26 protein-coding genes are annotated in these 24967 nt (G+C 53.9%); 4 read left to right on the plus strand and 22 right to left on the minus strand.

The genetic code is table 11. The annotated features are described in order from the left end of the window. Positions 1–7 precede the first annotated feature (7 nt). A complete protein-coding gene (locus ACHUEV_RS01580; protein WP_394177315.1) occupies positions 8–970 on the plus strand; it encodes a Hint domain-containing protein in 963 nt (320 codons plus the stop codon). 58 nt (positions 971–1028) lie between these two features. On the opposite strand, the gene ACHUEV_RS01585 is transcribed toward ACHUEV_RS01580, so the two are convergent. Continuing rightward, positions 1029–1625 carry a hypothetical protein gene (locus ACHUEV_RS01585; RefSeq protein ID WP_394177316.1) on the minus strand — a complete coding sequence of 199 codons (597 nt, stop codon included), beginning with the start codon at positions 1623–1625 and terminating at the stop codon, positions 1029–1031. Between the two features lie 87 nt (positions 1626–1712). Here ACHUEV_RS01585 and ACHUEV_RS01590 point away from each other — a divergent pair, with 87 nt between their 5' ends. From ACHUEV_RS01590 to ACHUEV_RS01600, 3 genes are all read left to right on the plus strand, one after another. Then, entirely contained in the window at positions 1713–3308 is a 1596-nt protein-coding gene (locus tag ACHUEV_RS01590) for a peptide chain release factor 3 (protein WP_394177317.1), read from the plus strand. A gap of 137 nt (positions 3309–3445) precedes the next feature. Further along, positions 3446–3877 carry a hypothetical protein gene (locus ACHUEV_RS01595; protein ID WP_394177318.1) on the plus strand — a complete coding sequence of 144 codons (432 nt, stop codon included), beginning with the start codon at positions 3446–3448 and terminating at the stop codon, positions 3875–3877. Positions 3878–4042: 165 nt separating this feature from the next. Then, on the plus strand, positions 4043–5491 hold the full coding sequence (locus ACHUEV_RS01600; RefSeq protein WP_394177319.1) for a DEAD/DEAH box helicase: 1449 nt from the start codon (positions 4043–4045) through the stop codon (positions 5489–5491). Between the two features lie 371 nt (positions 5492–5862). On the opposite strand, the gene ACHUEV_RS01605 is transcribed toward ACHUEV_RS01600, so the two are convergent. The 21 genes from ACHUEV_RS01605 to ACHUEV_RS01705 all read right to left on the minus strand — a co-directional run bounded on the left by ACHUEV_RS01605 (position 5863) and on the right by ACHUEV_RS01705 (position 24962). Continuing rightward, positions 5863–7527: a ribonuclease J gene (locus ACHUEV_RS01605; protein ID WP_394177320.1), complete on the minus strand. Its 1665-nt coding sequence runs from the start codon at positions 7525–7527 to the stop codon at positions 5863–5865. Next, positions 7524–8297, minus strand: coding sequence for a type III pantothenate kinase (locus ACHUEV_RS01610; protein WP_394177321.1), 774 nt, complete (start codon positions 8295–8297; stop codon positions 7524–7526). The genes ACHUEV_RS01605 and ACHUEV_RS01610 overlap by 4 nt, the downstream gene beginning before the upstream one ends. A 14-nt stretch (positions 8298–8311) precedes the next feature. Beyond that, complete coding sequence (locus tag ACHUEV_RS01615; RefSeq protein WP_394177322.1) at positions 8312–9070, minus strand: biotin--[acetyl-CoA-carboxylase] ligase; 759 nt, start codon at positions 9068–9070, stop codon at positions 8312–8314. After that, a complete protein-coding gene (nuoN, locus tag ACHUEV_RS01620; RefSeq protein WP_394177323.1) occupies positions 9060–10496 on the minus strand; it encodes an NADH-quinone oxidoreductase subunit NuoN in 1437 nt (478 codons plus the stop codon). Before nuoN ends, ACHUEV_RS01615 begins: the two co-directional genes overlap by 11 nt. Positions 10497–10508: 12 nt before the next feature. Beyond that, positions 10509–12050, minus strand: a complete 1542-nt coding sequence (locus ACHUEV_RS01625; RefSeq protein WP_394177324.1) for an NADH-quinone oxidoreductase subunit M — start codon at positions 12048–12050, stop codon at positions 10509–10511. Further along, positions 12050–14164 (minus strand): NADH-quinone oxidoreductase subunit L, encoded by a 2115-nt coding sequence (nuoL, locus tag ACHUEV_RS01630; protein ID WP_394177325.1) that lies wholly within the window; start codon positions 14162–14164, stop codon positions 12050–12052. Before nuoL ends, ACHUEV_RS01625 begins: the two co-directional genes overlap by 1 nt. A 5-nt stretch (positions 14165–14169) precedes the next feature. After that, a complete protein-coding gene (gene nuoK, locus ACHUEV_RS01635; protein WP_106353662.1) occupies positions 14170–14475 on the minus strand; it encodes an NADH-quinone oxidoreductase subunit NuoK in 306 nt (101 codons plus the stop codon). Further along, entirely contained in the window at positions 14472–15077 is a 606-nt protein-coding gene (locus ACHUEV_RS01640; RefSeq protein ID WP_394177326.1) for an NADH-quinone oxidoreductase subunit J, read from the minus strand. The genes nuoK and ACHUEV_RS01640 overlap by 4 nt, the downstream gene beginning before the upstream one ends. Next, complete coding sequence (locus tag ACHUEV_RS01645) at positions 15074–15472, minus strand: carboxymuconolactone decarboxylase family protein (RefSeq protein ID WP_394177327.1); 399 nt, start codon at positions 15470–15472, stop codon at positions 15074–15076. The genes ACHUEV_RS01640 and ACHUEV_RS01645 overlap by 4 nt, the downstream gene beginning before the upstream one ends. Then, a complete protein-coding gene (locus ACHUEV_RS01650) occupies positions 15469–15888 on the minus strand; it encodes a DUF4259 domain-containing protein (RefSeq protein ID WP_394177328.1) in 420 nt (139 codons plus the stop codon). The genes ACHUEV_RS01645 and ACHUEV_RS01650 overlap by 4 nt, the downstream gene beginning before the upstream one ends. Positions 15889–15900: 12 nt before the next feature. Continuing rightward, entirely contained in the window at positions 15901–16395 is a 495-nt protein-coding gene (nuoI, locus tag ACHUEV_RS01655; RefSeq protein ID WP_394177329.1) for an NADH-quinone oxidoreductase subunit NuoI, read from the minus strand. Position 16396: 1 nt separating this feature from the next. After that, positions 16397–17437, minus strand: a complete 1041-nt coding sequence (gene nuoH / locus ACHUEV_RS01660) for an NADH-quinone oxidoreductase subunit NuoH (protein WP_394177330.1) — start codon at positions 17435–17437, stop codon at positions 16397–16399. A 110-nt stretch (positions 17438–17547) separates the two neighbouring features. Continuing rightward, the gene (gene nuoG, locus ACHUEV_RS01665) at positions 17548–19563 is read right to left on the minus strand and encodes an NADH-quinone oxidoreductase subunit NuoG (RefSeq protein ID WP_394177331.1); all 2016 of its coding nucleotides are present in this window, start codon (positions 19561–19563) and stop codon (positions 17548–17550) included. A 140-nt stretch (positions 19564–19703) separates the two neighbouring features. Beyond that, positions 19704–20111 (minus strand): DUF5333 domain-containing protein, encoded by a 408-nt coding sequence (locus tag ACHUEV_RS01670; RefSeq protein ID WP_394177332.1) that lies wholly within the window; start codon positions 20109–20111, stop codon positions 19704–19706. 145 nt (positions 20112–20256) lie between these two features. Continuing rightward, complete coding sequence (locus ACHUEV_RS01675) at positions 20257–20490, minus strand: hypothetical protein (RefSeq protein ID WP_394177333.1); 234 nt, start codon at positions 20488–20490, stop codon at positions 20257–20259. Positions 20491–20496: 6 nt separating this feature from the next. Continuing rightward, positions 20497–20889 carry a hypothetical protein gene (locus ACHUEV_RS01680; RefSeq protein ID WP_394177334.1) on the minus strand — a complete coding sequence of 131 codons (393 nt, stop codon included), beginning with the start codon at positions 20887–20889 and terminating at the stop codon, positions 20497–20499. 14 nt (positions 20890–20903) lie between these two features. Continuing rightward, positions 20904–22190, minus strand: coding sequence for an NADH-quinone oxidoreductase subunit NuoF (nuoF, locus tag ACHUEV_RS01685; protein ID WP_394177335.1), 1287 nt, complete (start codon positions 22188–22190; stop codon positions 20904–20906). Beyond that, the gene (locus ACHUEV_RS01690) at positions 22190–22420 is read right to left on the minus strand and encodes a DUF5337 domain-containing protein (RefSeq protein ID WP_394177336.1); all 231 of its coding nucleotides are present in this window, start codon (positions 22418–22420) and stop codon (positions 22190–22192) included. Before ACHUEV_RS01690 ends, nuoF begins: the two co-directional genes overlap by 1 nt. A gap of 51 nt (positions 22421–22471) precedes the next feature. Then, on the minus strand, positions 22472–23158 hold the full coding sequence (locus ACHUEV_RS01695) for an NADH:ubiquinone oxidoreductase (RefSeq protein WP_394177337.1): 687 nt from the start codon (positions 23156–23158) through the stop codon (positions 22472–22474). Between the two features lie 189 nt (positions 23159–23347). Further along, the gene (locus ACHUEV_RS01700; protein WP_394177338.1) at positions 23348–24487 is read right to left on the minus strand and encodes an NADH-quinone oxidoreductase subunit E; all 1140 of its coding nucleotides are present in this window, start codon (positions 24485–24487) and stop codon (positions 23348–23350) included. A 139-nt stretch (positions 24488–24626) separates the two neighbouring features. Beyond that, positions 24627–24962 (minus strand): hypothetical protein, encoded by a 336-nt coding sequence (locus ACHUEV_RS01705; RefSeq protein ID WP_394177339.1) that lies wholly within the window; start codon positions 24960–24962, stop codon positions 24627–24629. Positions 24963–24967 lie beyond the last annotated feature (5 nt).

The raw sequence follows: 24967 nt of genomic DNA on the forward strand, positions 1-24967 counted from the left end.
GGAAAACATGAGCGACCATATACTTAGTGTTGATGTTTACATGGCCGAAGATTTCACGGCCACTGATGGTGTGCGCATCGGTGACACACTTTCGTTTGCTGATGATTTGGTCATGGACGATCTTTACCAACTGCACGCTTCAGCCCGCAGCCGTGACCTTGAACTAAGCGATGACGGCGAAGCACTGCGACGGACTAATGGCGCGCATAACTTAGTCCACATCGATAGCTGCCTTACTCTAATCGCCCCTGATGGCGGCACGCATGAGGCGCTGATTCTTGTTGAGGTCGCGAACGACATTGCAGAGGCGATCTATGTCCTGCCTCTTGGTGATTTTGCACCAGCCACAGATTACCGATTGATCGGCATTGAACGCCACGCGGCGACAACGCAATTCGCCCAAGCCGCAGGCGGATCATTCGCGCGAGGTACTTTGATCACGATGGGCAACGGCACCATGCGCCCAATCGAGGAACTGGTTGCAGGCGATCAAGTACTCACCCGTGATAGCGGCAAGCAACCTATCAAGATGATCGGCCAGTGTACGCTGCGTGCGACGGGCCGATTTGCCCCTGTCGTGATCACCAAAGGCGCACTGCACAACGAAAACGATCTTGTCTTGCGACCAGACCACCGCCTATTGGTCTATCAGCGTCAAGACTATCTTGGTGCGGGTCGTGCCGAAGTTTTGATCAAAGCCCGCCATCTGATCGACAATGCCACAGTGGCACGCCGCAAAGGCGGGTTCGTGGACTACTTTCAGCTGGTTTTTGATGAGCATTACATCATCTTCGCAGAAGGTATCGCAGCCGAATCCCATCTGGTGGATCAGCGCAGCCGCGGCGCGTTCGCGCAAGGTGGTGGGCTGCAAAACCATGCGCCGCGCAATCACCAAAACTACGAAATTCAGGGAAATCTGGTTCCAAAAGCAAATGCCGCAAACCTGCTGCGCCGTGCATCGACGGGATAATGCCCTTTGGTTTTCGGCACCGAAACAGGCCATCACGACATCTACTCAATGACAGAGGTTAGGTTCCGACCTCCCCTACGATGATCACCGTCGCGTCGATGACTTCGCCATTGTAGACGACCGCAGATTCTAAATCCGCAGCGGAAATCGCGGCCAATGGGTTCCCCAAGAAGCCCCCCATCATTGTTCCGTCAAAAACTAGTTCATCTGCGCCATGGGCCAGCACACCAGCGTACCCGAGCCATAGCCCTTCGTTGAATGCCCCACTATCGATGGCAATCACCCCGCTATAGTCGACCACACTGCCCGTTGCGTCCGTGCCAAAAAAGCGATCCATCGTACCGTCGACAGAATTATCACTAAAATCAATCGACACCGTTGTATCGCCGTACAACACCAGATCCTGGCCCGGACGTTCAACGCGGATCGTGGCGAACCCGCCGAACACTGCAGTTCCGGTGTCTGGTACTGCCGCAACTGGCGTTGGCGTCATCCCGTCCGGATCACCCAGCACACGCAAGTTCAGCACCGCATAATCGTCAAGACGCGCAAGGCGCTCATCAACGGGGCTAACGGGGTCTTCGCCTCCTCCACCGCCGCCGCAGGCGGAGAGCAGGACCAAAGCGCAGATTATCAAAAGCTTAGAGGCACTCATGGCTGCACTTCTAAAATGCAATCCCAAAGCAATCGTTAAGCGCTGTGTGGATTGCCCTTTGTTCTGCAAACGCATAAAGCATCTGCCATGACAAATCGCCCTGAACTGCCCGCAGAAATTGCCCGCCGCCGCACCTTTGCGATCATCTCGCACCCGGATGCTGGTAAGACGACCTTGACCGAAAAATTCCTTTTGTATGGTGGCGCCATTCAAATGGCGGGTCAGGTGCGCGCAAAAGGCGAAGCACGACGGACCCGGTCCGACTTTATGCAGATGGAAAAGGACCGCGGGATTTCGGTTTCGGCATCAGCGATGTCGTTTGATTTCGGCAAGTACCGGTTCAACCTTGTTGACACGCCCGGTCACTCTGACTTCTCAGAAGATACCTATCGGACACTGACGGCGGTCGATGCTGCGGTCATGGTGATCGATGGCGCCAAAGGTGTTGAGAGCCAAACGCAAAAACTGTTCGAAGTTTGCCGTTTGCGCGACCTGCCGATCTTGACCTTTTGTAACAAAATGGACCGCGAAAGCCGCGATACATTCGAGATTATTGACGAAATCCAAGAAAACCTTGCGATTGATGTCACACCTGCGTCTTGGCCAATTGGTGTCGGTCGTGAATTCATCGGATGCTATGATATTTTGCGTGACAAGCTCGAACTGATGGACCGCGCGGATCGGAACAAGATTGCCGAAAGCATCCAGATCAGCGGATTGGACGACCCCAAATTGGCGGAACACGTCCCTGCGCACCTGCTTGAAAAGTTCCTCGAAGAAATCGAGATGGCCAAGGAATTACTGCCAACACTTGATCCAGAGGCGTTGCTGAACGGTTCAATGACACCTATCTGGTTTGGGTCTGCGATGAACTCTTTCGGAGTTAAGGAATTGATGGACGGCTTGGCCACCTACGGCCCAGAACCGCAAATTCAATCCGCGCAGCCGCGCAACATCGCCCCCGAAGAAACCAAAGTCACAGGATTCGTGTTCAAAGTTCAAGCGAACATGGACCCAAAACACCGGGACCGCGTTGCTTTTGTTCGTCTCGCATCTGGCCACTTTGAACGCGGCATGAAGCTGACGCATGTGCGCACCAAAAAGCAGATGGCGATCAGCAACCCTGTCCTGTTCCTTGCCGCTGACCGTGAATTGGCCGAGGAAGCGTGGGCTGGTGATATTATCGGTATTCCGAACCACGGACAGCTACGCATTGGTGACACATTGACCGAAGGTGAAGAAATTCGCGTATCGGGCATTCCTTCATTCGCGCCTGAACTTCTTCAGTCGTGCCGTGCTGGCGACCCGATGAAAGCCAAGCACCTAGAAAAGGCGCTGATGCAATTTGCAGAAGAAGGCGCGGCAAAAGTGTTCAAACCAACCTTTGGGTCTGGTTTCATCGTTGGGGTTGTTGGTGCGCTTCAGTTCGAAGTCCTCGCTAGCCGGATCGAGATGGAATACGGGCTACCAGTTCGCTTTGAGCAATCGCAATTCACCTCCGCGCGTTGGGTGTCGGGCAAGAAAGATGCCGTCGATAAATTCGCCAACGCAAACAAGCAGCACATCGCGACAGACAACGACGGGGACACAGTGTTCCTCACACGTCTGCAATGGGACATCGACCGCGTTGGGCGCGACTACCCCGATGTTGAACTGACCGCGACCAAAGAGATGATGGTATAAATTCTGTGCGCGCCAAATACGGCGCGCACAGAATAGTGACTTGGCGAAAGATTGCCCCACTGCCATAGTCGCATTCAGTTATTCCATTTTCATAGTAACGCGTTAAGCTAATCCAACGTATTCAGCATGAGCCTAATATGAAAAACGTAAGCACCACTGCCCTCACCGTTGCACTTTCTACGGTAACAACTGCCGTTTGGGCCGATGACTGGGATCTATTGCGCGGCATCACGGTTGATGAGGTCGTCACTGACACATCCTATACCGTGACTAAGACATTCCCGTCAGAGATCAAAGATGGCCGGGAAGGCATGGTTTTGACCGGCTACGTCATGCCGATCACGCCGGGTTCTGAGATAAGCGAGCTTATTCTTGTATCTGACATGGGTTTCTGCCCGTTCTGCGGTGACCCAAGCCATGGTGCGAGCGTGCAAGTTTCTTTAGAAACACCGATCCCAGCGCTTGAGGAAGGCACACGCATTACCCTGCGCGGGGATATGAAGCCCGTGCTTGATCCTCAAACATGGAACGCCGCTGTTCTAGAAAACGCAGTCATCGTAAAATCCTGAAACCGAGCGACCGCGCCCCTTAGGCCCGCAATCTGGGCCATCGCTTGACCCTTAGCCTTATTTTAGGTATCCGCCTCCTTGACGATATTGATCGTCGACGCCGGGGCGCTCGGAAAATCGCGTCCTCTCACATATGCGGATCGAACCCGCACACTTAGGACGCACATGACGAAATTCTCAGACTTGAACCTTGACGCCAAGGTTCTGAAAGCTGTCGCCGAAACTGGCTACGAAACACCGACCCCTATTCAGGCGGGTGCTATTCCTCCTGCTCTTGAAGGGCGCGATGTTCTGGGGATCGCGCAAACCGGCACCGGGAAAACCGCAAGCTTCACACTTCCGATGATCACCCTTCTGGGCCGTGGGCGCGCACGAGCACGTATGCCCCGCTCGCTGGTGTTGGCACCCACACGGGAACTGGCAGCGCAAGTTGCAGAAAACTTTGACGCCTACGCGAAATACACCAAACTGACCAAGGCCCTGCTGATCGGCGGCACGTCATTCAAAGACCAAGACAAGCTGATCGACAAAGGTGTGGACGTCCTAATCGCGACCCCCGGTCGCCTGCTTGACCATCTAGAGCGCGGCAAATTGATCCTGACTGATGTAAAAATCATGGTCGTGGACGAGGCTGACCGTATGCTCGACATGGGTTTCATCCCTGATATCGAAGAAATCTTTAAACGCACGCCGTTTACCCGCCAGACACTGTTCTTCTCGGCCACCATGGCGCCTGAAATCGAACGGATCACCAACACGTTCCTGTCGAACCCTGCTAAGGTCGAAGTGGCCCGCGCCGCGACGACAAATACGAACATCAAACAGGGTGTTGTGGTGTTCAAAGGGTCTGACAAACGTAAAGGGCCGTCCGAAAAACGCGCCCTTCTGCGTGCCCTGATCGACGAAGAAGGCGATAGCTGCACCAACGCGATTATCTTCTGCAACCGCAAGTCGGACGTCGATATCGTTGCAAAATCACTGAACAAATACGGTTATGAGGCCGCGCCGATCCACGGTGACTTGGATCAGGCCCACCGGACACGCACGCTCGAAGCGTTCCGTGACAACAAGCTGCGGTTCCTTGTGGCATCAGATGTTGCGGCGCGAGGCCTCGATATTCCTGCCGTGACGCATGTATTCAACTTTGATGTGCCTAGCCACGCCGAAGACTATGTTCACCGCATTGGCCGTACGGGCCGTGCTGGGCGTACTGGCACCGCGATCATGATTTGCGTGTCACGCGATGAAAAGAACCTCGCGGCTGTCGAAGACCTCGTCAAAGAAGAAATTCCACGTCTGAATATCCCGACAAAGGCGGCCCCTGCCCCTGCAACTGCCCCAGAGGCAGGCGAAGACGGCGAAAAGCCAAAACGCGTACGCCGATCACGCAGCCGCAAATCGGATACAAAGAGCGAAGACGCAAAGCCCGAAGTAAAAGCCGACGCACCGAAACCCGAAGAAAAGCCTCAGCGCGAACAAAAGCCACGCGAAGAGCGCCCTCGCAGTAACCGCGGCCGCAACCAACCGCGTGACAATGGTCCCGCGATCGTAGGTATGGGCGACGATACACCAGCGTTTATCGCACTCAGCTTTGAGGAACGAGCGAAGGGTTGATACCCCTCCCCGAGCGCCTTCTACTCAATATTCCAGATGCGTCGGATTGGTCGAGTGTCGACACCGATCTGTCGACGCTTCTGACCAATCAACTTAGAAATGAAGTTGGGTAGCCTCAATTACTAGCGCAGCATCTAGACCAACTAGTTGTTGTCGCAAAAATGGATTGCACTGACGAAGTGATCGTTGCCCGTGAAAGCTTAGAGGGTCTATTCTTCCGAGTACAATTAACTTGGCCTGAACATAACCATCAAAATTCCGCTTGGCCCATTACGACTAAGATAGAATCTGCATTATTGCATGAACTATTTACGACCACGCGCTGACCGATGATCGCAGGGTGGGCTCTAGAACCCACCCATTTCACGAACTCAGCCCAACCGCGATACAATCACCGTCACTTCTGGCTTTTTGCCGATCTCGCCTTGGGCGGAGCGACGTGCGATTGTTCTTAGCTCTTTTTCCAGCTTCACTTCGTCACGCAGGGTTTTGGCGTTTGCACGGTTGATAAATTGGCTCAGGTCTTCTTCGACGACTTCGACCAAGGCGGCGTTGTTGCGGCCTGTTTCGGCAAGGCCCGAGATTTCGACCCATGGATCGCCCAGTGGCTCGTCGTTTTCGTCGATGATGAGCGTCACAATCATGTGGCCGTTCAACGCCATGCGGATGCGGTCGCGCACGATGCCATCCATTGCGCCTATCTGCACTGTGCCATCGAGATATGTCCGACCTGTATCGATATATTCAGCGACCTTAGGTGCGTTGCCTGACAGGTCGATCATCATACCGTTGACGGCGACAATGCCTGTTAGCCCAGCTGCATTACCAACCTTCACATGTTCACGCAGATGGCGGTGTTCGCCATGCATTGGGATCAGGATTTGAGGCTTAACGATCTGGTGCATGGTTTCCAGATCAGGGCGGTTCGCGTGGCCCGACACGTGGTATTTGCCACCCGCATCGTCGATCACATCAACGCCCAGTTCAGACAGCTGGTTCATGATACGGATTACACCGCGTTCATTCCCGGGAATAGTCTTGGATGAGAACAGGAAGGTATCCCCTTCCTTTAGCTTCAAGCCCAGATATGACCCTTGGGCAAGCTGCGCGGATGCGGCACGGCGTTCGCCTTGGGATCCGGTCACCAACAGCATCACGTTCTCACGCGGCATGTTCAGCGCGTCTTCGGGAGATACGACTGGCGGGAAGCCTTTCAGGATGCCCACTTCGGTGGCAGCTTCTACCATGCGGCGCATCGCACGGCCAAGCAGCACGACAGAGCGGCCGCCTTTTTGCGCGGCGATTGCCAGCGTTTTCAAACGTGCGATATTCGAAGCGAAGGTTGTCGCAACGACCATCCCTGTCGCCTCTTTCATCATGTCAGCGATTGCATCACCGATTGTGGCCTCGGACCGCCCGGGTGCATTAGAAAAGATGTTCGTACTATCGCAGACAAGTGCCTTAACGCCATCCTTGGATACTTCCTCCCAAAGTGCTGCGTTCCACGGGTCGCCTACCACTGGGGTTTCGTCGATTTTAAAATCACCCGAATGCAGCACGCGGCCATCTGGCGTATCAATCAACAAACCAGCGCTTTCTGGAATAGAGTGGCTGATTGGCAGGTAAGACACTTTGAACGGCCCGCAATTGATCACCTGCGGGTAAATATCCACGACGTTCACAACGCTATCTGGCAGACCGTGTTCGCCCAACTTGCGGCGGGCAATATTCGCGGTGAATGGGCGTGCATAGACTGGTGCGCCCAGATCTTCCCAATAATGACCGATCGCACCGACGTGGTCTTCGTGTGCGTGTGTGATGAAGATACCTTCGATCTGTGCCTTACGCTCTTTGAGCCACGCAATGTCGGGCAGGATGAGGTCTACGCCCGGTGTCCCGTCCATGTCAGGGAATGTAACGCCCAAGTCGACCACGATCAGCCGTTCCTTACCCGGTGCGCCATATCCGTAGACATAAGCGTTCATGCCGATCTCGCCGGCGCCCCCAAGAGGCAGGTAAATCAGGCGGTCGGTCATGTGTTATCCTTGTTGTATTTGTGGATGACGGTCAGGCCGTGCATCGTCAGGTCGTCTTCGAACGCGTCGAACAGGTTTTCGGCCTGTTGGAACAAGGGCGCAAGCCCCCCGGTCGAGATGACCTGCATCGGGACGCCACGTTCTGCTTTGATCCGCGCACATATCTCGCGGACTAGGCCGATGTAACCCCAAAAGACCCCAGATTGCATACAGGCAACAGTATTTGTACCCACAACGCTTTGAGGTTTCGAAATGTCGACATGTGGCAAGGCAGCCGCCGCATTGTGCAGTGCCTCAAGGCTCAGGTTCACGCCCGGTGCGATGACACCGCCAACATAGGCCCCGTCAGTGTCGACGACATCAAAGGTGGTCGCGGTGCCGAAATCGACGACGATCAGGTTGCCACCGTGGCGATCAAATGCGCCAGCGGCGTTAACAACGCGGTCGGGTCCAACTTGCGTGCCTTCATCAACGCGTGGTGGTTGGGGCAGCAGGCAATCAGGTTTGCCGACGACAAGCGGTCTGCAATTGAAATAGCGATCCGACAACACGCGCAAGTTAAACACCACGCGCGGCACAGTCGAGCTGATGATCACCTCGTTGATGGCCACGTCGATCTTTTGGAATTCCATCAGCGTGGACAGCCAGACATAGTATTGATCCGCAGTACGCTGCCACTCGGTGCTGGTACGCCAAGTCGCAATAAACGATTTGCCGTCCCAGATCGAAAACACGGTATTGGTGTTGCCGCAATCAATTGCCAAAAGCATGAGGCGTCCCCTTATCAGAAATAGACATCGGCGGCGGGAATAACCCGCGGCCCTTGCGCTGTTTGCAAAACAAGATTGCCATCCAGATCAACCGTCTCAAACAAGCCGGTGATCTCTTCCCTGCCCGTGCGAGCGGTGATGACTTCTCCTAGGCGGGCGGCCTTGGATAACCAGTCGTCGCGGATGCGTGCAAAGCCGATCGTCCGCAGTTTCTCTTCTTGCGTGGCGTAGGCATCAGCAAGAACAGATAGAAAATTTTTTGGGTCTACATCCCAGCCACCAGCGGCACGTAGGCTCGTTGGGGCAAAGGCCGCGTCTGTCACGCCGTCCGGTGTATGGGCCAGATTCACGCCGATCCCAATCGACAGCCAGTCAACAACTCCACCCTGCCCGCTACTTTCGAGCAAAATGCCAGCGACTTTTCCGCCCGAAAGCAGCACATCATTAGGCCACTTCAGCGCAAGTTTTTCTGGTTGGACATAAATCGCGAGCGCCGCTTGAAGTGCGTTCGCGGCAAGGAAAGACCGCTTTGCCGCGTCGGCCGGGCTACAGTCCGGTTTAAAAACCAAAGTCGCGTTTAAGTTTCCGGTGGGAACGATCCACGGACGCCCGCGCCGACCGCGTGCAGCGGTTTGGGTGCGGGCCATAATCCAAGTGGGTTGTTCTAAAGTTGGCGCGAGGCGCGCAGCCTCGGCCATTGTGCTATCCACACTATCGTGGATCACACGCCCATAGCCCGCGGGCCAATGCGCGTGCGTTCCGTCAGTGGACAAGCGCTGCTGCCGCGCTTGCGGCCATTGGTTCGATTCCGAAAAGGTTCACGACGCCAACCAGCATGATCAGTGCAGAGGCCATCAGGAATGTCCAAAGAACTGGGTTCATCTTACCGTCAAGCGCGTCAGTCTCTTCGCCGAAGTACATGTAGTAAACGATGCGCAGATAGTAGAACGCACCGATCACGGATGCGATCACGCCAGCCACAGCCAACCAGCCAAGGCCCGCGTCATATGCTGCACGCAACACATAGAACTTACCGAAGAAGCCAACCATTGGCGGCACGCCAGCAAGGCTGAACATCAGCACCAACATTGCAAGCGCGCGTAACGGCTGACGCTTTGAATACATCTTAAGGCTTTCAATCGACGTAACCGGGCGACCATCACGTTCCATCCCAAGGATAAACGCGAATGTACCAACGTTCATGGTGACGTAGATCGCCATGTAGATCAGCATCGCCTGCACACCCAGCGCAGTACCAGCAGCCAGGCCCATCAAAGCAAAGCCCATATGCGCAATAGAAGAATAAGCCATCAGACGTTTGATGTCTTTTTGACCGATCGCTGCAATCGCGCCAAGGAACATGGACACAACAGCCAAGAACGCCACGATCTGCTGCCATTCGCTAACGATATCGCCGAACGCGTCATGCACAACGCGCGCAAACAATGCCATCGCAGCAACCTTTGGGGCCGTCGCGAAGAACGCAGTTACAGGCGTTGGCGAGCCTTCGTAAACATCTGGGGTCCACATGTGAAATGGTGCTGCAGATACTTTGAACGCGAAACCAGCCAGCAAGAAGACGATCCCGAACAACAGACCTAGTGATGGGTGATGTGCAGTTGCTTCGATGATGCCGCTGAATAGTGTGGTACCTGCGAAACCGTAGGTCAGCGATGCGCCGTATAGCAGTAGACCAGATGAAAGCGCACCCAGAACAAAGTACTTCAGCCCTGCTTCGGTTGATTTCACGCTATCACGGCGTAGCGATGCCACGACGTAGAGTGAAAGCGATTGCAGCTCTAGCCCCATGTAAAGCGCCATCAGGTCACCAGCTGACACCATGACCATCATCCCGACCACAGCAAGTGCAACCAGAATTGGGTACTCAAAACGCAGCAGACCACGGCGTTTCATATAGGCTTCGGACATCACGAGTACCGCTGCAGCGGACAGCAGGATTGTGACCTTCGCGAAACGCGCAAAAGCGTCGTCGTTGAACATGCCGTCAAAGGCTGTTTGAGTGCCCTGCCCGTTCATGCCGATCCAAAGGGCCAGCAAAACGAACAAACCAGAGGTCGTCCAAGTCAGCAGTGACGCCATCTTGTCTTTGGTTGTGTATACAGCGCCAAGAAGGGCCAGCATGGCATAAACTGCCAGCAGGATTTCAGGCATGACGATTTGGATATCTGCGGAAATCATGTCATCCGTTCCTTAATGCGACGCAACTTGGCCGACGGTTTCAAACCCCGCCACAGCCGTTTCGTAATTTTCAACCAGCGCAGCAACGCTTGGCCCGATGATGTCCAGAACCAGAGCAGGGTAAACACCCAGCAGCAGGGTCATGACAACCAGTGGGACAAAGATCACCTTTTCACGCTTGGTCATGTCAGAGATTGTCTTCAGGCTTTCCTTGATCAGGTCACCCATCACAACGCGGCGGTACAGCCACAGCGCATAAGCCGCCGAGAAGATAACACCAGTTGTCGCGATAGCAGCAACCCAAGTGTTCACTTGGAAGATACCAACCAGAACCAAGAATTCGCCGATAAAGCCAGATGTGCCGGGCAGACCAACGTTTGCCATCGTGAAGAACATAAAGATCAGCGCGTATGCAGGCATCCGGTTAACCAGACCACCGTAAGCGTCGATTTCACGTGTATGCATACGGTCATAGATCACACCAACACAAAGGAACAACGCGCCAGAGATAAAGCCGTGGCTGATCATCTGGAAAATCGCACCGTCGATACCCTGTTGGTTCACAGCAAAGATGCCCATCGTTACGTAACCCATGTGGGCTACCGATGAATAGGCGATCAGCTTTTTCATGTCTTCTTGGACAAGTGCGACCAGCGACGTGTAGACGATCGCGATTGCGGACAGCCATAGAACCAGCGGCCCCATCACCTCGGACCCGATTGGGAACATTGGCAGACTGAAGCGTAAGAAGCCGTAACCACCCATCTTCAAAAGGATTGCCGCCAGCACGACCGAACCAGCAGTCGGCGCCTGAACGTGCGCATCTGGCAACCATGTGTGCACAGGCCACATTGGCATTTTCACAGCAAAGCTTGCAAAGAACGCGAGCCATAGCAGAGTCTGCATACCACCAACGATCTGCACGCCAAGGATGCTGAAGTTTTCAGACCCGAACGTGAATGTCATCAGTGTCGGAATATCTGTGGTGCCCGCTTGCGAGAACATCGCAACCATCGCAACCAGCATCAGCACTGAGCCAAGGAAGGTATATAGGAAGAACTTGAAAGATGCATAGATCCGGTTCTTGCCCCCCCAGATGCCGATGATCAGGAACATCGGGATCAGGCCGGCCTCGAAGAACAGGTAGAACAGTACCAGATCAAGCGCCATGAACACGCCCAACATCAAAGTTTCCAAGATCAAGAAAGCGATCATGTATTCTTTGACGCGCGTTGTGACGTTCCAGCAGGACGCAATAACAAGAGGCATTAGGAATGTGGTCAACATCACGAACAGAATGCTGATACCATCAACACCCATCTTGTACTGCAAGCCAGCAAGCCAAGACCGTGTCTCGACCATTTGGAAGCCGGTGTCGTCAGGGTTGAAGTTCGACAAGATGAACAGCGACGTCAGGAACGTAACCAATGTGGTCACCATGGCGACCCATTTGGCGTTCCGCTGGGCGGCAGCGTCATCACCGCGCAGGAAAAGCGCAAGGATGACAGCACCCAATAGCGGGATAAACGTGGTCAGCGATAGAATGTTGCCCATTAGTTTGCCCCCCCGGTCATCGTGACCCAGGTCAGCAGCACCGCAATCCCTATGACCATTGCCAGCGCATAAGTGAACACATAGCCAGACTGCGCACGTCCTGCGAGCTTTGTGAAGAATGGAATGATGCCCATTGCCAAACCGTTAATCCCACCGTCGATTAGTTTCGTATCGCCCTGCTTCCACAGGAACCGCCCGATCGCCATTGCTGGACGAACGAAGATAAAGTCGTACAGCTCATCAAAGTACCATTTGTTGAGCAAGAAGTTGTAAAGCGGCGCCTGCTGCTTGGCCAATTTAGCCGGCAGATCGGGGCGACGAATGTACATCAGATAAGCCAAAGCCAAGCCAAGGATCATCGCAACGAATGGCGATACCTTCACCCATTTCGGTGCGTGGTGTGCATCATCCATGACGTGATTGTCAGGCGCCATATGGATCGCGCCCTGCCCCGGTACAGCCGCAGTGGCGTGGCCTTCGTCGGCAGCATGATCATCCTCTGCTGCATCATGTGACGCGGTTTCAGCATATGCAGGTGCAATCAGGCTAAAGCCTGTTGCGTGATCCTCTTCGTGGGTTTCTTCGTGAGCGATCCCAAAGAAGACTTCGACTTTGTGGTGATCCCCAAAGAACGAATTGTACCAAAGCATCCCCGAGAAGATCGCACCAAGGCTAAGCACGCCAAGCGGGATCAACATAACAGTTGGGCTTTCATGCGCGTGGTCATGCGTATGCTTGTCACCACGCGGTTCGCCGTAGAACGTCATGAACATCAGGCGCCAGCTGTAGAAGCTTGTCATGAATGCAGCGATCACCAACATCCAGAAAGCATAACCACCAGAAGTACCTGCGTATGCGCTTTCGATCACGGCGTCTTTGGACAAGAAACCTGCGAAACCGAAATGCGTCAGCGGAATACCGACACCCGTGATCGCCAGCGTTCCGATCATCATCGCCCAGAACGTATAGGGCAGCTTTTTGCGTAGCCCGCCATAGTTTCGCATATCTTGTTCGTGATGCATGCCGTGGATCACGGAACCAGCACCAAGGAACAACATTGCCTTAAAAAACGCGTGTGTCAGCAGGTGGAACATCGCGACCGAATAAACACCAACGCCAGCTGCCACAAACATATAGCCAAGCTGCGAACAGGTTGAATATGCAATGACGCGTTTGATGTCGTTCTGCACCAGACCAACAGTCGCAGCAAAGAATGCTGTCGTCGCACCAAGGAACACGATGAAGTTCGTCGTTTCCGGCGCATATTCCATCAGCGGTGACATACGGCAAACAAGGAAGACACCCGCAGTAACCATGGTCGCTGCGTGGATCAGCGCCGACACTGGTGTCGGACCTTCCATCGCGTCGGGCAACCAAGTGTGCAAGATCAGTTGCGCAGACTTACCCATCGCACCGATGAACAGAAGCATCGCAATCAGGTTCGTTGCGGACCAGTCTCTCCAAAGGAAATGCAGGTTTTGTTCCGCTAGGTGCGGCACAGCAGCAAAGATGTCATCAAAGCGGATGCTATCCGTCATCATATACAGTGCAAAGATACCCAGCGCGAAACCAAAGTCACCGACACGGTTCACAACAAACGCTTTGATCGCAGCAGCACCAGCAGATGGTTTTTTGTAGTAGAAACCGATCAGCAAGTATGACGCAACGCCCACACCTTCCCAGCCAAAGAACATCTGAACAAGGTTGTCAGAAGTCACCAGCATCAACATCGCAAAGGTAAAGAACGACAGATACGCAAAGAAGCGGGCCTTGTAGTGCTGGCCTTCGCTGAAATGCTCATCATGCGCCATGTAGCCGAATGAATAGAGGTGCACCAACGCAGAAACAGTCGTGATCACGATCAACATGATCGCGGTCAGACGGTCCATACGGATCGACCAATCAGTCGACAGCGTGCCGCTTTCGATCCAACGCAGGATGTGGATTGTCTCGGTCGTGCCATCAAACGACAGGAATACGATCCACGACAGGAACGCCGCAAGGAATAGCAAGCCTGTGGTAATCCACTGCGCGGCGGTTTCGCCGATCAGCTTCCAACCAAAGCCGCCAATAATCGCGCCCACTAACGGGGCAAAGAGGATGGTGGTTTCCATTTGCGTTAGCCCTTCATCACGTTGACGTCTTCAACGTCGATGGTTCCGCGGTTACGGAAGAAACATACAAGAATTGCCAGACCAATCGCGGCCTCGGCGGCGGCAACAGTCAGAACGAAAAGCGTAAAGACCTGACCAACCAGATCATTCAGATAGCTAGAGAACGCGACAAAGTTGATGTTCACCGCCAGCAGCATCAATTCAATGCTCATCAGCAGGATGATCACGTTCTTTCGGTTCAGGAAAAGACCAAAGATGCCGATGACAAACAGGGCCGCAGCCACCGCGAGATAATGTTCAAGTCCAATCATAGCCCCTGCCCCGGTTTTACGTCTTTGAGTTCCATTGCCTTCGCTGGATCACGGTGCATTTGCGCGATCACGTTTTGGCGCTTGATGTCCACGCGGTGACGAAGTGTCAGGACAATCGCCCCGATCATCGCAACCAGCAGGATCAAACCAGCCAATTGGAAGAGCATGATGTATTTGTCGTAAATCAGCATCCCGAGGGCCGCAGTGTTATTCGCGTCACCCTGCGGTGCCGCAACGCGCTCGGTAACACCGTCAGAAAAGCCCCAGACGCCGAATGCCAGCGCCAGCTGCATGATGATCACGATCCCAATCAACAAAGCGAGCGGCATGTATTTCGCCATCTCTGCCTTTAGTTCGGCAAAGTCGACGTCCAACATCATGACAACAAACAAGAAAAGAACAGCGACCGCGCCGACGTAAACGATGATCAACAGCATCGCCACGAACTCTGCACCAAGCGTGACGAACAGCCCCGCAGATGACAGGAATGCAAGGATCAACCAAAGCACAGAGTGCACTGGGTTCCGGCTAATGACTGTAAACAACCCACCCACGACCGTGGTGATCGCAAACAGATAGAATGTGAACGCGAAAACACTCATGCGGTTTCGTCCTTTTCCAACACTTCGTTGGCCAATTGCATGGCCTTATTCATTGCAGGTACACCGCCAAACATACCCATCTGGGCGATCGTTTCAGCGATTTCCTGTTTCGTGGCGCCCGCTTCGGTCAGATGCCTAACGGTCAACCGGATTTGTGCCTCGGCCTGCGCGCCCAGTACGGTCAACCCAGCAAGGGTCAACAACAAACGCGTTTTGGCATCAAGCCCATCAGGGTTGACGCCTTTGCCAAAGAACATCTCCATCGTTTCTTTGGGCATCGTCGGCCAAAGGTTTTCAAAGCCCTTGGGCGTGAACGCTTCCAAGTCGACATTCATCGACTTGGCCCAGTCCTGGCCCATCTTCATCATGGCTTCAAAGGGGTTTTGATCACTCATGCGGCGTCTAACCTCGCGCGCAATGCGTTAACTTGGCTAAGCCATTCATCCAATTCGCCAGCTTCTTGCCACAAGTCAAAAAGTTCAGAGGCTTCTGCATCAGATGTCACGGCTTCGACTGCTTCGCTTGTGCGGGCTTGTACATTGTCCACGTCCAGCAAAGCGTCTTTGTGATTTTCGACAGGCTCTTCGAGCTGATCAGACAGATCCTCATCCATCGCACCAAGTGCGGCAGCAACGACTTCGGCCAAGGCAATGATCCCAGAGCCGATATCACCGTCGATATAACCGCTCGCGATGGCATCAGAGCATGCATCAAGAATATCTGTCGCAGCAGACGCGCCAAATTCACTAAAGTCGGTCAGCCAATCTTGGCTGCCGTCATTGTCCAGTGATCCTACGCCCCAAGCGCCCATCGTTCTGTCCCCTTACCGATACGGCGCGTCGAGTTCGAGATTGCGCGCAATCTCGGCTTCCCAACGGTCACCGTTTTCCAGCAGCTTTGCTTTATCATAATAAAGCTCTTCGCGGGTTTCGGTGCTGAATTCAAAATTCGGACCTTCGACAATCGCATCAACTGGGCAAGCTTCTTGGCAGAAACCGCAGTAGATGCATTTGGTCATGTCGATGTCATAACGTGTCGTACGGCGTGAACCGTCATCACGAGGTTCCGCATCAATGGTGATCGCCTGCGCAGGGCAAACCGCCTCGCAGAGTTTACAAGCGATACAACGCTCTTCACCGTTTGGATAACGACGCAAAGCGTGCTCACCACGAAAACGAGGGCTCAATGGCCCCTTTTCATGCGGGTAGTTCAACGTCGCCTTGGGCGAGAAGAAATACTTCAAACCCAGTTTAAAACCGACATAGAAATCCTGAAGCAGGAAATATTTCGCAGCGCGGGTGTAATCCATTTGGCTCATATCAGCCTCCCATTGTCCAGCGGGCCCAGAAGCCGCCGAGCACTTCGTATTTTGCAAGGAATGACACCAGAACCACCCAAGCGAGTGACATTGGCAGGAATACTTTCCAGCCGATCCGCATCAGTTGGTCATAGCGGTAGCGCGGTGTGATCGCCTTTACCATCGAGAACATAAAGAAGCAGAGCGCCATTTTGAGGACCATCCAAAGGATGCCATCGGGCAGGAACGGCAGTGGTGACAGCCAACCGCCAAAGAACAGCAATGAAATCAGCGCACACATCAGCACCACAGCCATCAGTTCACCGATCATGAACAAGAGGAATGGTGTGGATGAATACTCAACCTGATAACCCGCAACCAATTCTGATTCCGCTTCGGGAAGGTCAAATGGCGGGCGGTTGGTTTCGGCCAAGGCCGAGATGAAGAAGAGGAACAGCATTGGGAAGTGCGCAACCCAGTACCAGCTGAACAATCCGCCCTTCCCGTCTTGGGCCGCAACGATGTCGCCAAAGTTCATAGAACCGGTCGAGATAATCACACCGATGATGATCAGGCCAAGTGAGACTTCGTAAGAAATCATCTGCGCGGCAGACCGCAATGAGCCAAGGAATGGGTATTTCGAGTTGGACGCCCAACCACCCATAATCACGCCGTAAACCTCGAGCGAGGAGACAGCGAAGACGAACAGGATCGCAACGTTAATATCAGACAGAACCCAACCGTCGTTAAACGGAATGACCGACCAAGCAACCACGGCGAGGACAAATGAAATCATCGGCGCGAGGAAAAAGACGAACTTGTCTGCACCCGCAGGCACGACGATTTCTTTGACGATATACTTCAAGAAATCGGCAAATGATTGCAGCAAACCGAATGCACCAACGACGTTTGGCCCTTTGCGCATCTGAACCGCAGCCCAGATCTTGCGGTCGCCGTACATCAAAAACGCCAGCGCCAGCAGCAGGGGGATCAGAACCAGCAAACACTGCGCCAAGATCACAAGAACGATCCCAAGGTTGGTATTGGTGAAGAACTCGACCATCTTTATTCCCTCACACCGTTTTGGGCGGTGCTCATTTTGATGCAGCGCGTATTTATGTCACGCCGCAGGTGCCAGCCCAAGGGGCCGAAATTCATGGGGCAAGCCCCGTCTTACTCCGCCGCCATCGCAGGATTATTCCGTGTTTTGGCATTCGCACTCAGTTCAGCCATCAGGCTAGACGCGCGTGCGATTGGGTTTGTCAGGTAGAAATCCGTGATTGCGTACTTGAAATCCGCCTTGCCCGGTTTTTTGACCGGGATCGGTTTCCATTCATTTTCCGTGACTTCGTCAATCTGACCCAAATGCGGATGCGCCGCGACGATCGCCTGACGCAACTGCGCCAAACTATCAAACGGCAGGGTCGCCCCTAATTCTGCGGACAGCGCCCGCAAGATTGCCCAGTTTTCTTTTGCCTCACCCGGAGGGAAGCTGGCGCGCAGCGCAAGCTGCGGACGGCCTTCGGTGTTTACAAACAATCCGTTTTCTTCGGTGTATGCAGCGCCCGGCAGAATGATGTCGGCGCGGTGCGCACCACGATCACCATGCGAGCCCTGATAGATCACGAATGCACCGGGGGCGATATCAACCTCGTCCGCGCCAAGGTTATAAACAACTTCTGCGTCTGAAACGGCGTCCATGCCACCTTCGGCAACGGCACCAACATCAAGCGCTCCAACACGTGACGCTGCTGTGTGCAGCACCATGAATTTTGCGCCCGCTTTGCCGGCTGCTTTCATGGCTTGACCAAGAACGGCCTCGCCATCGACTTCGTTCAATGCGCCCTGCCCGATGATGACAACACCGCGAACGCCTTGCTTGTCCGAATGGTCCATCGCTGCCAATTTTTCCAACGCAGCGCGATCAGTTCCCAATTCTTCGACATCATAAGTAAGGTCAGTGGCTTCGCCGATACGGGCAACTTTTGCGCCTTTTGACCAAGCCTTGCGAATACGTGCGTTCAGCACTGGTGCCTCAAGACGAGGATCAGTGCCAATCAGCAGAATCATTTCTGCATCATCAATGTCTTCGATTGCCGCAGTACCAACATAGGCAGAGCGGTTATCAGCAGGCAGTTTCACACCATTAATACGGCTTTCAACAACACCACCCTGCCCTTCGATCAATTGTTTCAAAGCAAAGGTCGCTTCGACAGGTGCTAGGTCGCCAACAAGACCAGCTAGCTTCTTGCCCTTCATCGCCGCGGCGACAGCAGTTAATGCCTCACTCCAACCTGCTTTGCGCAGTTTGCCGTTTTCACGAATATAAGGTGTGTCCAAACGCTGGCGACGCAGGCCATCCCAAACGAAACGGGTTTTATCGGAAATCCACTCTTCATTCACGCCATCATGGTTACGCGGCATGATACGCATCACTTCGCGGCCTTTGGTGTCAACGCGGATGTTAGAACCAAGCGCGTCCATGACGTCGATCGATTCGGTTTTTGTCAGTTCCCATGGGCGCGCCGTAAATGCGTATGGTTTCGACACCAGTGCACCAACTGGACACAAATCGATGATGTTGCCCTGCAAATTCGAATCAAGCGTTTCACCAAGATAGCTTGTGATTTCAGCATCTTCGCCACGGCCCGTCTGGCCCATCTGAGAAATGCCAGCAACCTCTGTCGTGAAACGTACGCAGCGCGTGCATGAAATGCAGCGCGTCATGTGTGTTTCAACTAGCGGACCAAGATCCAGATCGTCAGTCGCACGCTTTGGCTCGCGGAATCGGCTAAAGTCTACGCCGTATGCCATGGCCTGATCCTGCAGATCACATTCACCGCCTTGGTCACAGATCGGACAATCAAGTGGGTGGTTGATCAGCAAAAACTCCATCACGCCTTCGCGGGCCTTTTTGACCATGGGCGAGTTGGTTTTCACAACTGGCGGCTGGCCTTCTGGGCCGGGGCGCAAATCGCGCACCTGCATTGCACAAGACGCAGCAGGCTTTGGTGGGCCGCCGACGACCTCAACCAAACACATGCGGCAGTTACCCGCGATCGATAGACGTTCGTGATAACAAAAACGCGGGATCTCGATCCCGACTTGTTCACAGGCCTGAATCAGGGTCATCGCCCCGTCAACTTCGACCTCAGTTCCATCAATGACGACTTTGCGTAGATCAGACATGGCGTGCCTTTATATTCCCGTTCGCGCCTTCCTCAACGACATGAGGTGGGACCGCGTTGGACGCGTTCTAGCGCGACCGGGAACATGATGCCAGTCAGTTTGGCAAAAAAGACGCCAAATTTCACGTCAAATTCGGCGTGTTAGCGTAACAACCAACCAACGCGCGTATTTGCAGCGATTTGCGCATGCCCAACAGCGCAATAAGTTGTAGGATCACCATCTACGACGCCAAGATGAGCAAGTTGTTGCCGCGCGATACCTTCAAGACGGTTTTTTTCTGCACGATCATCGACGTAGGCGTCGATCTGAGCGTCCGAATACCCCAATTCATTCGCACGACGCTTGAGCGATTGAAGGTAATTGATCCCGCGCCAAGTTCGTGCACCGATCTCATCGCACTTACGAGAAATCTCATACGCCATCCCGACGTAAATAATGCCGTCACGCACTTCGGCGACATCTTTCAACGGCGGCTGCGCAGAGGCAGGCACCGCGACACCCGCAGCAGCAAGGATAATTGCGGCAAGCAGCGGTAAAGTATTTTTCATGTCGTCTCTCCTTCGAAGTACCGACAATACGCGTGTATTGCTGCACATCAAATTGCGTTTGCGATGACGTTATTCAATATCACGGCGTTGATATCGGTGACTTTCGGCCGAACAATCCCCGTTGCAGTGGCTATATAGTAGTACGTTAGCGTCGCCGATGTCGCGTAGGCGCCACGCCTGCAAACGCTTTGCGTAGAAAGGCGATTGTTAAGATCACGCCAACGAAAGCCAGCCCAGCGGCGGCGGCATATGCCCAGATCGGCGCGACTTCGGCGCGTACAGCGACAACCGTAAACCATGTGGGCAAACCGCAAACTGCGGATGTGACAAGGGCCGCGCAAAAGCTGGCGGCCCCATCAAGAAAATTACGAAAAGCCATTGTCGCTTAGACCGGCACCAAAAGCGCGCTTAGCGCTGTGCCTTCTAGTGTTTCAGCATCCGCAGCCGCGCATAAATCCGCGCCAGTCAGTTCAACACCGTGTTTTGCAACAAAGCTCCGTTCGCTGACGCCTGTTTCAGTTTCAATCGCTACGCGCATTGGAATGGCCGACAGCGAACCGCGCCCAACTTCGTTGCGCTTTTCGTTTAGCTCGGCATCCAAGATCGCATCATAACGATAGCGGCCGCAGTTACGTGCAACATCATTAGCGACCTTGAGTGTCGCGTAATACAAAGGCGTTGGTAGATTATACAGTTTTTGTACAGCCGCATCTTCGAACGAACGCGCAGCGCCCGATCCAGTTGCACAAGCAGCTAGTGATAAAGCTGCTCCAAACATTACTCCGCGCATGATCATTCTGCAGCAATCCCCGCAATACGTTTATGTTTGATCCGGTCCTCAATTTCGTCCCGGAAGTTCCGGATAAGAGCCTGAATTGGCCATGCAGCCGCATCACCAAGCGCACAAATTGTGTGGCCCTCAACCTGTTTGGTCACATCAAAAAGCATATCGATTTCTTCAACCGACGCATCACCTTTTACCAAACGCTCCATAACGCGCATCATCCAGCCGGTGCCTTCGCGACACGGCGTGCACTGACCACAGCTTTCGTGCTTGTAGAATTTTGACAAACGCCAGATCGCTTTGATCATGTCAGTCGACTGATCCATCACAATCACGGCTGCAGTCCCCAATGAGGACCCCTTTTCTTTCAAACCATCAAAGTCCATAATCGCGTCACGCATATTTTCGCCGCGTACGTTTGGAACTGATGAACCGCCAGGAATAACTGCTTTCAGGTTATCCCAGCCGCCTTTGATACCACCGCAGTGCTTTTCGATCAGTTCTTCGAACGAAATACCCATTTCTTCTTCGACAACACATGGGTTGTTCACGTGACCTGAGATCGCGAAAAGCTTTGTGCCTGCGTTATTCGCGCGGCCAATGCCAGAGAACCAGCTACCACCACGACGCAGAATCGTTGGAACCACAGCGATTGATTCGACGTTGTTCACAGTCGTTGGGCAGCCATAAAGACCAGCACCCGCTGGGAATGGCGGCTTCATCCGCGGCATACCCTTTTTGCCTTCAAGGCTTTCAAGCAGCGCAGTTTCTTCACCACAGATATAGGCGCCTGCCCCGTGGGTCAGGTAAATGTCGAAATCCCAACCGGATTTCGCAGCGTTCTTACCAACCAGACCAGCAGCATATGCTTCGTCAATGGCGGCTTGCAGCGCTTCGCGTTCGCGAATGTATTCGCCACGGATATAGATATAGCAGGCATGCGCGTTCATCGCGAAAGATGCGATCAAGCAACCTTCGACCAGCGTGTGCGGATCGTGGCGCATGATTTCGCGGTCTTTACATGTACCTGGCTCAGATTCGTCGGCGTTGACGACAAGATAAGACGGGCGACCGTCGCTTTCTTTGGGCATGAACGACCATTTCAAACCAGTCGGGAAGCCAGCTCCGCCACGACCACGCAGACCTGAGGCCTTCATCTCGTCAACGATCCAGTCGCGACCTTTTTTGATAATGGCGGCTGTACCATCCCAATGACCACGTGCTTGTGCGCCTGCCAAGGTACGGTCATGCATACCATAAAGGTTGGTGAAAATACGGTCTTCGTCTTTGAGCATCAGCTTTCGCCCTTGTCGTTCTGGCGAGCCCGCCAGAGTTGAAATGTCTGCCACAGCGCAAAGCCGAAACCAGCGAGCGCTGCAAGGTCAAATAACGCGCGTGTCCGATTGGACCAACCGAAATGTGACCCCGCCCATGTAGCCAAAATCCATAAAGCACCAGTTCCGGCAAGAATCAACGCTGTGCGTTGTCCGGCCTTCGCCTGTTTTACATCTTGTTTTTGGCTCATGTGTGAAACGGCGCCTTGCGACGCCGCCTTTCGTTTTCTTTACCTGACTGCTTACCCAGCCGCCAGTGTCTTGGCTTGTTCTACCCATTTGTCACGGGTTGCACGACCCTTAAAGCCCTGCAAATTTTCATCGACCCATTTTTGTTCGGCCGGACCCCATGATGCGACCTGATCAAAATGGTAGATTCCCATGCCGTTCAGCATTGTTTCGAGCTTTGGACCAACGCCCTTAATCAGCTTAAGATCATCGGCCCCACCTTCGCGTGCCGTAGTCAATGCAGCGGGTTTTCCAGCGTCGACCGCTTCAGCCGCAACCGGAGCTGGCTCTTCGGCGGGCTTAACCGCAGCAGGCTTTGGTTTCGCCACTGGCTCTGGCGCGGGGGCTGGCTCAACAACTGGCTCTGGCGCGACTGGCGGTTCTGGAGCAGCTGGTGGCTTTGGCGCGGCAACGGGTTCAACTTCTGCGACTGGTTCAGCAACAGGCGCTGGTTCGCTTGCCGCAGCAGAAGAAGGTTTCGGGGAAGTAACAGCAGACGCTGGCGGCTCAGCTGGTTTCAAATATGCATCGGCCCAGCCGAACATCAGAACCAATAGAACAATCGCCGCAACGATCAGACCAATCAAAAGTGCACCAAAAAAGCCAAGCTTGCTAATAATAAGCAACAGCAGAGCCAAGACGCCGCCAAAACAGGCCGCAATCGCAATCATACGCGTGGTAATAGGTTTTGCTTCGTTCATCTTTTCAGTCTCCCTAGGACGGCAGTCTGCCGACATTGTCCCGTTTTCGTCAAAGCACGGCCAATTCGGCTGTCCCGAACCGCGCTTCCCAGAACAATTACCTGTCGGGCTGAAAAAACCTAAACATTTTCTCGCAAATGCCAGAAAATCAAACGATTAGGCCGCATATGCGACCCAATCGCCGCGTTCTTATCCTTTTGCAGCCAGTTCCGTGGCTTGCGCGATCCAACCGTCCCGGACGATACGACCTTTGAATTTGAGACGGTTATCGACCCATGCGATCTCGGAATCGGTCCATTTGGAGATCTGATCAAAGTGCCAGAACCCGAGTTCGTTCAACACGCCCTCAAGCTTTGGACCAACACCTTTGATCAGCTTCAGATCATCAGCGCCCGCTTTGCGGGGGGCTGACATGGTGCGTGGCTTCTTTTCGGCAACTTCAGTTGTCGCGGCTTGTACCTCTGGCTTGGCTTTCGACGTCGCGACAGCCTCTTGCTTGGTGATGCCTGTTTTATCGACAGGCTTCTTAGCTGCAGGTTTTGGAGCCTTAGCTTTCGCAGGAGCTTCTGCCTTCGCAGGCGCCGCAGGTTTTGCGGGTGCTTTTGCTGGCGTTGCTTTTTCGTCTTTTACCCACGGCGTAAGAAGCGGCACTTCAGTTCCGTCGATACGCTTTACGGTATCGCCGATATCAACTGCGGCCTGAACGCTGGCGTTGTACTTAGTTTTGCCACTGTCATAACCGCGCAGCGATGTCAGGCCTTTCAAAGGCTCTGCTGCGAAACGACCATTTTGCGGACCGGGTACTGGCACCTGCCCTGCTGCAAGCTCGTCGATGATCTCGCTCAGGCGTGCTGCGGTCAGGTCTTCGTAATAATCTTTGCCGATCTGAGCCATCGGCGCGTTTGCACAGGAACCAAGGCATTCGACCTCTTCCCACGAGAACTTACCGTCGGCTGAAAGCGTATGCGCCTTATCCGCGATCTTATCTTTACAGACGCCGATCAGATCCTCGGCGCCACAGATCATGCATGACAATGTGCCACAAACCTGAATGTGCGCGATTGAGCCCACGGGCTGCAATTGGAACATGAAGTAGAACGACGCAACCTCAAGCACACGGATATATGCCATATCCAGCATCTCGGCGATGTATTCGATTGCCGGACGTGTCAGCCAGCCTTCTTGCTCTTGAGCGCGCCACAAAAGCGGGATCACAGCCGAGGCCTGACGACCTTCGGGGAATTTCTTCGTCTGCGCTTCAGCCCATTTTTGGTTATCAGGCGTAAATGCAAACGTGGCAGGTTGGTCGTGGTAAAGGCGGCGTAGCATTAGTTTATCCCAGTCATTACGGCGGCTGAAGTGATCAGCGCAAACAAGGTGGTGGAAGCGATCCCACCAAGATTAAGACCACCTAACAGAAGCAGCAGGCCCGGCAAGCCGAAATAATTCGGCTTTGGGCCAGCATCCATCAGGGGCAGTTGGCGGAAATGATCTCAAACGACCGCTGATCAGCAGCCACTTGCCCACGTCCTTCGTCTTTCAGTTCTTTCATAATACGACCCAAGTCTTCGACCGACAGTGTCGCATCAGCAAGAATAATCGCAGAGTTGCTTTCGTCGACAACACACCCGTTCTGCTCAACCGTCGTCACAAAGCGTTCCTTTGCAGACAGCGGGTTCACGATAACAGGAGCAGCGACGGGCGCGGGCTCTGGAGTAGGTGCAGGTGTAGGGCGGAAATCGGGCATCGGGCCGGCACAGGCCGAGAGTACAACAAACGAAAGACCGATCAGTTTACGCTTCATGTCTT

This window comes from Yoonia maritima (genome assembly GCF_043641945.1).
Taxonomy (GTDB): domain Bacteria; phylum Pseudomonadota; class Alphaproteobacteria; order Rhodobacterales; family Rhodobacteraceae; genus Yoonia; species Yoonia maritima_B.

What these genes read in the sequence shown, in the direction of transcription:
- ACHUEV_RS01580 (WP_394177315.1), top strand. Translation starts at nt 8, where the DNA reads ATGAGCGACCATATACTTAGTGTTGATGTTTACATGGCCGAAGATTTC.
- ACHUEV_RS01585 (WP_394177316.1), bottom strand. Translation starts at nt 1,625, where the DNA reads ATGAGTGCCTCTAAGCTTTTGATAATCTGCGCTTTGGTCCTGCTCTCC.
- ACHUEV_RS01590 (WP_394177317.1), top strand. Translation starts at nt 1,713, where the DNA reads ATGACAAATCGCCCTGAACTGCCCGCAGAAATTGCCCGCCGCCGCACC.
- ACHUEV_RS01595 (WP_394177318.1), top strand. Translation starts at nt 3,446, where the DNA reads ATGAAAAACGTAAGCACCACTGCCCTCACCGTTGCACTTTCTACGGTA.
- ACHUEV_RS01600 (WP_394177319.1), top strand. Translation starts at nt 4,043, where the DNA reads ATGACGAAATTCTCAGACTTGAACCTTGACGCCAAGGTTCTGAAAGCT.
- ACHUEV_RS01605 (WP_394177320.1), bottom strand. Translation starts at nt 7,527, where the DNA reads ATGACCGACCGCCTGATTTACCTGCCTCTTGGGGGCGCCGGCGAGATC.
- ACHUEV_RS01610 (WP_394177321.1), bottom strand. Translation starts at nt 8,297, where the DNA reads ATGCTTTTGGCAATTGATTGCGGCAACACCAATACCGTGTTTTCGATC.
- nuoN (WP_394177323.1), bottom strand. Translation starts at nt 10,496, where the DNA reads ATGATTTCCGCAGATATCCAAATCGTCATGCCTGAAATCCTGCTGGCA.
- ACHUEV_RS01625 (WP_394177324.1), bottom strand. Translation starts at nt 12,050, where the DNA reads ATGGGCAACATTCTATCGCTGACCACGTTTATCCCGCTATTGGGTGCT.
- nuoL (WP_394177325.1), bottom strand. Translation starts at nt 14,164, where the DNA reads ATGGAAACCACCATCCTCTTTGCCCCGTTAGTGGGCGCGATTATTGGC.
- nuoK (WP_106353662.1), bottom strand. Translation starts at nt 14,475, where the DNA reads ATGATTGGACTTGAACATTATCTCGCGGTGGCTGCGGCCCTGTTTGTC.
- ACHUEV_RS01640 (WP_394177326.1), bottom strand. Translation starts at nt 15,077, where the DNA reads ATGAGTGTTTTCGCGTTCACATTCTATCTGTTTGCGATCACCACGGTC.
- ACHUEV_RS01645 (WP_394177327.1), bottom strand. Translation starts at nt 15,472, where the DNA reads ATGAGTGATCAAAACCCCTTTGAAGCCATGATGAAGATGGGCCAGGAC.
- ACHUEV_RS01650 (WP_394177328.1), bottom strand. Translation starts at nt 15,888, where the DNA reads ATGGGCGCTTGGGGCGTAGGATCACTGGACAATGACGGCAGCCAAGAT.
- nuoI (WP_394177329.1), bottom strand. Translation starts at nt 16,395, where the DNA reads ATGAGCCAAATGGATTACACCCGCGCTGCGAAATATTTCCTGCTTCAG.
- nuoH (WP_394177330.1), bottom strand. Translation starts at nt 17,437, where the DNA reads ATGGTCGAGTTCTTCACCAATACCAACCTTGGGATCGTTCTTGTGATC.
- nuoG (WP_394177331.1), bottom strand. Translation starts at nt 19,563, where the DNA reads ATGTCTGATCTACGCAAAGTCGTCATTGATGGAACTGAGGTCGAAGTT.
- ACHUEV_RS01670 (WP_394177332.1), bottom strand. Translation starts at nt 20,111, where the DNA reads ATGAAAAATACTTTACCGCTGCTTGCCGCAATTATCCTTGCTGCTGCG.
- ACHUEV_RS01675 (WP_394177333.1), bottom strand. Translation starts at nt 20,490, where the DNA reads ATGGCTTTTCGTAATTTTCTTGATGGGGCCGCCAGCTTTTGCGCGGCC.
- ACHUEV_RS01680 (WP_394177334.1), bottom strand. Translation starts at nt 20,889, where the DNA reads ATGTTTGGAGCAGCTTTATCACTAGCTGCTTGTGCAACTGGATCGGGC.
- nuoF (WP_394177335.1), bottom strand. Translation starts at nt 22,190, where the DNA reads ATGCTCAAAGACGAAGACCGTATTTTCACCAACCTTTATGGTATGCAT.
- ACHUEV_RS01690 (WP_394177336.1), bottom strand. Translation starts at nt 22,420, where the DNA reads ATGAGCCAAAAACAAGATGTAAAACAGGCGAAGGCCGGACAACGCACA.
- ACHUEV_RS01695 (WP_394177337.1), bottom strand. Translation starts at nt 23,158, where the DNA reads ATGAACGAAGCAAAACCTATTACCACGCGTATGATTGCGATTGCGGCC.
- ACHUEV_RS01700 (WP_394177338.1), bottom strand. Translation starts at nt 24,487, where the DNA reads ATGCTACGCCGCCTTTACCACGACCAACCTGCCACGTTTGCATTTACG.
- ACHUEV_RS01705 (WP_394177339.1), bottom strand. Translation starts at nt 24,962, where the DNA reads ATGAAGCGTAAACTGATCGGTCTTTCGTTTGTTGTACTCTCGGCCTGT.